Origin of the sequence: Tabrizicola sp. (assembly GCF_022842145.1) — a bacterium.
Lineage (GTDB): Bacteria > Pseudomonadota > Alphaproteobacteria > Rhodobacterales > Rhodobacteraceae > Tabrizicola.
In genome coordinates this window covers 1-6,116 of sequence record NZ_JALHQD010000001.1, presented here as the reverse complement: position 1 = coordinate 6,116, position 6,116 = coordinate 1, and the positions used below count along the sequence as shown (strand labels likewise).

Genomic DNA, 6,116 nt, shown 5'->3' with positions numbered 1-6,116 from the left:
TGGGCGGAGCGGGGGCGGACCGTCTGGAGGGGGGCGCGGGGCGCGATCTGGTCAGCCACGCCGATGCGGGCGCGGGGGTGTGGTCGGACCTGACCAACGGGGCCTGGAACAGCGGCGAGGCGCGGGGCGACGTGCTGGTGGGGATCGAGGATCTGGAGGGGTCGGGCTTCGGCGACACCTTGGGGGGCGACGGTTGGGGCAACGCGCTCTGGGGTCTGGAGGGGGGCGACCTTCTGGCGGGCCGGGGCGGCCACGACACGCTGGACGGCGGGGCGGGGGACGACACGCTGATAGGGGGGCTCGGGGCGGACCGGCTGGAGGGGGGCGCGGGGCTGGACCTTGCCTCCTACCTGGAAAGCGGATCGATCCGGGTCGACCTCGGGACGCCGGGCCTTTCGACGGGGGAGGCGCTGGGGGATCAGTTCATCGGGATCGAGGGTCTGCAGGGCGGGGCCTGGCACGACACGCTTGCCGGCGACGGGCAGGCGAACCTGGTTCTGGGGATGGCGGGGCAGGACCTCCTGGAGGGGCGGTCGGGGGCCGATACGCTGGTCGGGGGCGACGGCTGGGACACGCTTTACGGCGGGGCGGACAACGACCTTCTGCAGGGCGGACGCGACGGCGACCGGCTGGAGGGCGGCGAGGGCGACGACCGGCTTTTGGGCGAGGACGGCAACGACACGCTGATCGGTGGCGCGGGGGCCGACACGCTGGACGGCGGGCTCGGGCATGACCGGCTGGAGGGCGGGTCGGGCGATGACTGGCTGGCAGGACAGGCGGGAGCCGACACCTTCGTATTTGCATCGGGCGCGGACATTGTGGCCGACTTCCGCGATATGGAGGACAAGATCGTGCTGGACCGGGCATTGTGGCAGGGCACAGCGCCCGCGGTGGCAAGCCTGCTTACAGGGGCAGCGGTTACGGAGACGGGCCTGCACTTCGACTTTGGCAACGGGAATACTCTGGACATTCATGGAATTTTTAACGCAAACCTGCTCTCGGACGACATCCTTTTCATGTGAGGCGCGGCGGGTTCGATGGCGATCAGGGTGTTGGTGACAGGTGGCGCGGGATACATCGGGTCGCATGCTTGCAAGGCCTTGGCACGGGCCGGGTTCGAGCCAATTGTCTTCGACAATCTCTCGACGGGATGGAAAGCGGCAGTGAAATGGGGGCCGCTGGTGCAGGGCGACCTGATGGACCGGGCCACCATCGATGCGGCGCTGGCTGAATATCGACCCGCAGCTGTTATGCATTTCGCTGCTCTTTCGCTGGTGGGCGAGTCGATGCAGGACCCCGGGCGGTACTGGCGGGTCAACGTCGGTGGCGCGTTGAACCTGCTGGAAGCCTGTGCGGCAGCCGGTGTGCGGAACTTCGTCTTCTCGTCGACCTGCGCCACCTATGGCGATCAGGATGGTGTTCTTCTGACGGAAGAAACCCCACAGCGACCTATCAACGCTTATGGCGGATCGAAGCTGGCAATTGAACAAATGCTACAAGACTTTGGCAAGTCCGGCGGGATTTCACACGTCATCTTTCGCTATTTCAACGTGGCTGGTGCCGATCCTGAAGGAGAAGCCGGTGAACAGCATCTGCCGGAGACACATCTTATCCCGCTCATGCTGGATGCAGTCGCGGGCAAGCGACCGGCCTTGACCGTTTTTGGAACGGACTACCCCACGGCCGATGGCACCTGCGTCCGTGACTATGTCCACGTCAGCGATCTTGCCGATGCCCATGTTCTTGGCTTGAAGCGACTGCTGGACGGCAAGGGCAACGCTGTCTTCTGCCTGGGCACCGGGCGGGGATTTTCGGTGCGTGAGGTGATCGACGCCAGTCGGGCTGTCACCAACCGGGAGGTGCCGGTGGTGATCGGCGGCCGACGGGCCGGCGATGCGGCGGCATTGGTCTCTTCCACGACGAAGGCAATCGAGGAGTTGGGCTGGGAGCCCCAGCGGTCCACCTTGCGGCAGATGATTGGCGATGCCTGGGCATGGGCTCAGAAGCCGGGATACGACGCCTAATCTAGAGATCCCAGTCCAGTATGTGCTTTCGCGGTTTGGCAGCAGCAGCGAGGCCAAGCCATCCGCCACGCAAGGGAAGCTTGCGTTCGGCCCCCCAATCGCCGGTAACGGTCAGCACGTCGCCCTCAAGCATCACGCCCGCAACGGACTGACCGGAAGGCCATCCGAAGGCCCCGATGGCGTGGCGGATATCGACGGTCCCTGAACTGTCCAGCTGTAGCAGTCCGGGCTGCCCGGCGGCGGTCAACGGATCGGGAGTTTCCCTTGCCGACATCCCCAGCATCGGCAGTGCGACGCCTTCCTCGACGCCGAGACATCCCTTGTGGCGGCTGTTCCATGGCGCGTAGTCGCGCCCGCCGTTCGAATGCCAGAGCATGGTCATCGGCAGCTGCGCCGGGTTGCGGAGCGAGAGAAAGAGGTCGCCTTCCTTTGGACGCACCACGGCGGTCCAGCCGAGGGAGGAAGCCGGGTCTTCGATCCCCGAGACGAAATCTTCATGCACCTCGCCCCACGGGTAGTCGTGCAGGTTCACAGTGCCGCCGTCGGCGCCCGGGAATTCGGCGGCATCTTCGGCACGACGGGGATAGGCCAGCCGGGACCGCCCCTGCGTCGTCTCCAGCGGCTCGGGAAGGCTTTCCCACCAGCGCTTGCGCGAGAAAGACAGCTTTCCGCCGTTCGGCAGCGCCACCATCGCATGATTGGCAACCGGGAGTGTGCCAGTTCCGCCGATGAAGAGGTGGCGCTGATAGACGAATGGGTGGTCGTCCTCCAGTGACAGCTCCTTGATGACGGTTGCGCCCTGGACGGCACCGTCCAACACCGCACGAAGGGTTCCGGGATCAGAAGGCAAGATGCGCCAGGTCCCGTTCGCGGGCAGGCCATGCAAACCATCGGGACCGGGGCCGAAGGGGGCGGCCAGAAAATCGCCTGCCAGCCAGGCCTGGTGCGGCGGGGCGTCGTCGGGAACCTCGGCTGCCGTCCAGGGAGCGCGGTGCAGGGGTGCCACGGTCGCCCCTTCGTCGGTTACGCTGAAATGCTGCAGGACCCCTCCACGGGGCAGGAAGTCCAGCGTGATACCGCGGGCAGAGAGACTGTGGGTCATGGCGGGTCCTTTTCCGGGAAAGGTAGCCCTCGCCGACAGTCCGGTGCAAGATCAGGCGGGCAGAAGTTCCATGGCCACACCTTGGCCCACGCCGACACAGAGAGAGACCAGCGCCGATCGCGCGCCGCTTTCAGCAAGACGGCGGGCAGCAGTTCCGGCAAGGCGGGCACCAGACATGCCCAGCGGGTGCCCCATCGCGATTGCACCGCCCCTGCCATTCAGCCGGCTGTCGTCATCCGTCATCCCCCAGCTCCGCGTACAGGCGAGGACCTGGGCGGCGAAGGCCTCGTTCAGCTCGATTACCTCGTGATCCTGTGCGGCGCGGCCGGTGCGGGTTGCAAGGCGGGCGGCGGCTTCTACCGGGCCTATACCCATGATGCGCGGTGCGACTGCGCCCGAGGCGGCGGCGCCGATGCGAGCAAGCGGGGTGAGCTGAAACTGACGAACGGCGGCGGCCGAGGCCAGGAGGACGGCGGCGGCGCCATCGTTTACACCCGACGCGTTCCCGGCTGTCACGGTGCCGGGCGTGCGAAACGGGGTGGCAAGGCCGGCAAGTTTATCCAGCGTGGTGGACCGGGGATGTTCATCCAGAGTCACCACCGTATCGCCCTTTCGGCTGGGGATGGTCACTGAGAGGATGTCCTGGGCATGCCAGTCGGCGTCGTAGCGCTTCTGTGAAAGCAGGGCATAGCGGTCCTGATCTTCACGGCTGATCTGGTGCTCGGCGGCGAGGTTCTCGGCGGTTTCCGGCATGGCGTCGGTCCCCCAAAGCTGCGCCATCCGCGGATGGACGAACCGCCAGCCGATGGTGGTGTCAAAAATCTCGGGCGCACGGGCGAAAGGTGTTTCAGCCTTCGGCATGACAAAGGGAGCGCGGGACATGCTTTCGACGCCACCGGCGATGATAATGTCGGCTGCCCCGTCGCGGATGGTGCGGGCGGCGGTTATAACGGCGTCGAGGCCCGAGGCACACAGGCGGTTGACCGTCATTGCCGGGACCGACGGCCCCAGTCGCGACAGCAGAACCGCCATGCGGGCGACGTTTCTGTTGTCCTCGCCAGCCTGATTGGCGCAGCCGAAGATCACTTCGTCAACCGGCACGTCATGAAGATCGAGAAGGCCATCGATGACCAGTGTTGCAAGATCATCAGGACGGATCTGCGCAAGTGCTCCCGCATAGCGCCCGATCGGGCTGCGGCGGTGGGCGCAGAGAAAGACGTCGGTCATGTCGCCTCCAGACCCGGTGCGGGGTCGTAGCGGGGTTTCAGTGGATCGGGCGCGGCGGCGCGACAGCGGGCAAGTTCCTGCAGGATGACATCGCGGCCGTGACGGGCAAGGGCGTCGAACGGTCCATGAGGGAAGTTCAGCCCAAGACGCATGGCGGTGTCGATGCCTTGGGAGGTGACACCGCCTTCGTGGAGAAGCCAGTGCGCCTCGCTCACCAGCATGGCCTCGATCCGCAGCACGATGGCCCCGGCGTCGGGTGGGGGGTTGTGCGGTGGTTCTGGGAAGATGAAACCGCGTCCGGTTTTGCGGCCGAGATGTCCGCTGGCGACCTGTGCCTTGAGGGCATCGAAGGGGTGATATCTGGGATGGCCACCCATCGAAGAGTGCATTCCTTCAGTCGCCGCCAAGTTGATGTCCGCGCCGATCAGGTCGATCAGGGCGAAGGGACCAAGCCTGTATCCCGCTGCCATCATGGCCGCGTCGATTTCGCTGGCCGCACGCCCCTCGGCCAGCAGCGCCAGCGCCTCGCCGTAATAGGGTCGCGCGCACCGGTTGACGATGAAGCCGGGCCGGTCGGGGCAAAGGATGACTGTCTTGCCGGCTGCCTCGGTCCAGGCGCGGGCGCGGGCGATTGTGTCCGCGGCGGTTGTCGCGTGCGGGGCCAGCTCCACCAGTTTCATTGCGGGGGGCGGGTTGAAGAAATGCAACGCCAGCACGCGGTCCGGATGACGGAGGTCTTCGGCGACGGCGTGGATCGGGAGCGAAGAGGTGTTGGTCGCAAGGATTGCAGATGGCTCAATCACGCCTTCCAGCGTCGCGAAGAGGCTGCGCTTGGCGTCAAGCTTCTCGACGATGGCCTCGATGATCAGTGCGCAGGGTGCAAGGGCTGCCAGGTCGGTTGCCACGCTCAGGTCGGCCAGCGTTCGGTCGCAGTCTGCTTCGGATAGCTTCCCGGCAGCAACGCGGGGCTGTAGCGAGTCCGACAGCCGGTCACGGGCGCTGTTCCGGGCCGAAGGCTGCGCATCCGTCGCGATCACCGGAAAGCCGGCCTGCGCAAAGACCTGGGCAATGCCAAGGCCCATCGTCCCAAGACCGACGACACCAATTGTGGGCGGGTTCAACATTGAACTTCTGACGCACTTCCACCGTAAGGCTGATGTCCCATCCTGCACCCCTGCGACACAATTTCAAGCTGGAAATTTCAAGCTTGAAATTATTTGACCCGGATGGCAGGCTCTGGAGGTCGGGGACTCGTGTCCTGAATTCAAGGAGGGTCAGGTGAAGGTTCTTTGCCTTGGGGGCGGGCCAGCGGGCCTTTATTTCGCGATTTCGATGAAGTTGCGGGACCCCTCGCATCAGGTGACGGTGCTGGAGCGGAATCGGGCCAACGATACCTTCGGGTGGGGCGTGGTGCTGTCGGATGATGCACTGGGGCGGATGCAGAAGAACGACCCGCAGTCGACCGAGGCGATCCGGTCCAATTTCGCCTATTGGGACGACATCGCCGTTGTGCATGACGGGGTCCGCACCGTGTCGGGTGGGCACGGTTTTGCCGGGATCGGCCGCAAGACGCTGCTGATCCTGTTGCAGGCCCGGGCACGCGAGCTTGGCGTCGACTTGCAGTTCGAGACCGAGTTCCGTACCGCCGAGGAGTACCGTAAGGAATACGACCTGGTGGTGGCGACGGACGGCATCAACTCTCTGGTGCGGCGCGAATATGCCGAGGTGTTCCAGCCCGACATAGACACGCGGCTGTGCAAGTT

Annotated in this window: 5 protein-coding genes and 1 pseudogene; 3 read left to right on the top strand and 3 right to left on the bottom strand. The window is 65.5% G+C overall.

Annotated features, from left to right (window positions below; all coding sequences use genetic code 11):
• Together Q0C42_RS00030 and galE are read left to right on the top strand one after the other, a co-directional pair.
• Positions 1-1,022, top strand: a 1,022-nt coding sequence (locus Q0C42_RS00030) for a calcium-binding protein (protein ID WP_295070183.1), incomplete at its 5' end; no start/stop codon positions are given.
• 15 nt (positions 1,023-1,037) lie between these two features.
• Positions 1,038-2,024, top strand: a complete 987-nt coding sequence (galE, locus tag Q0C42_RS00025; RefSeq protein WP_295070181.1) for a UDP-glucose 4-epimerase GalE — start codon at positions 1,038-1,040, stop codon at positions 2,022-2,024.
• A gap of 1 nt (position 2,025) precedes the next feature.
• Here the strand turns inward: galE and Q0C42_RS00020 are convergent, their stop codons facing one another.
• Genes Q0C42_RS00020 through Q0C42_RS00010 form a run of 3 tightly spaced genes read right to left on the bottom strand, consistent with a single transcriptional unit; the run spans position 2,026 to position 5,474 of the window.
• A complete protein-coding gene (locus tag Q0C42_RS00020; RefSeq protein ID WP_295070178.1) occupies positions 2,026-3,126 on the bottom strand; it encodes a hypothetical protein in 1,101 nt (366 codons plus the stop codon).
• Between the two features lie 51 nt (positions 3,127-3,177).
• Positions 3,178-4,353: an acetyl-CoA C-acyltransferase gene (locus Q0C42_RS00015; protein WP_295070175.1), complete on the bottom strand. Its 1,176-nt coding sequence runs from the start codon at positions 4,351-4,353 to the stop codon at positions 3,178-3,180.
• A complete protein-coding gene (locus tag Q0C42_RS00010) occupies positions 4,350-5,474 on the bottom strand; it encodes a 3-hydroxyacyl-CoA dehydrogenase (RefSeq protein WP_295070172.1) in 1,125 nt (374 codons plus the stop codon). The genes Q0C42_RS00015 and Q0C42_RS00010 overlap by 4 nt, the downstream gene beginning before the upstream one ends.
• A 157-nt stretch (positions 5,475-5,631) precedes the next feature.
• Between Q0C42_RS00010 and Q0C42_RS00005 the strand changes: the two are divergent.
• Positions 5,632-6,116, top strand: a pseudogene (locus Q0C42_RS00005) (bifunctional salicylyl-CoA 5-hydroxylase/oxidoreductase); the annotation flags it as partial.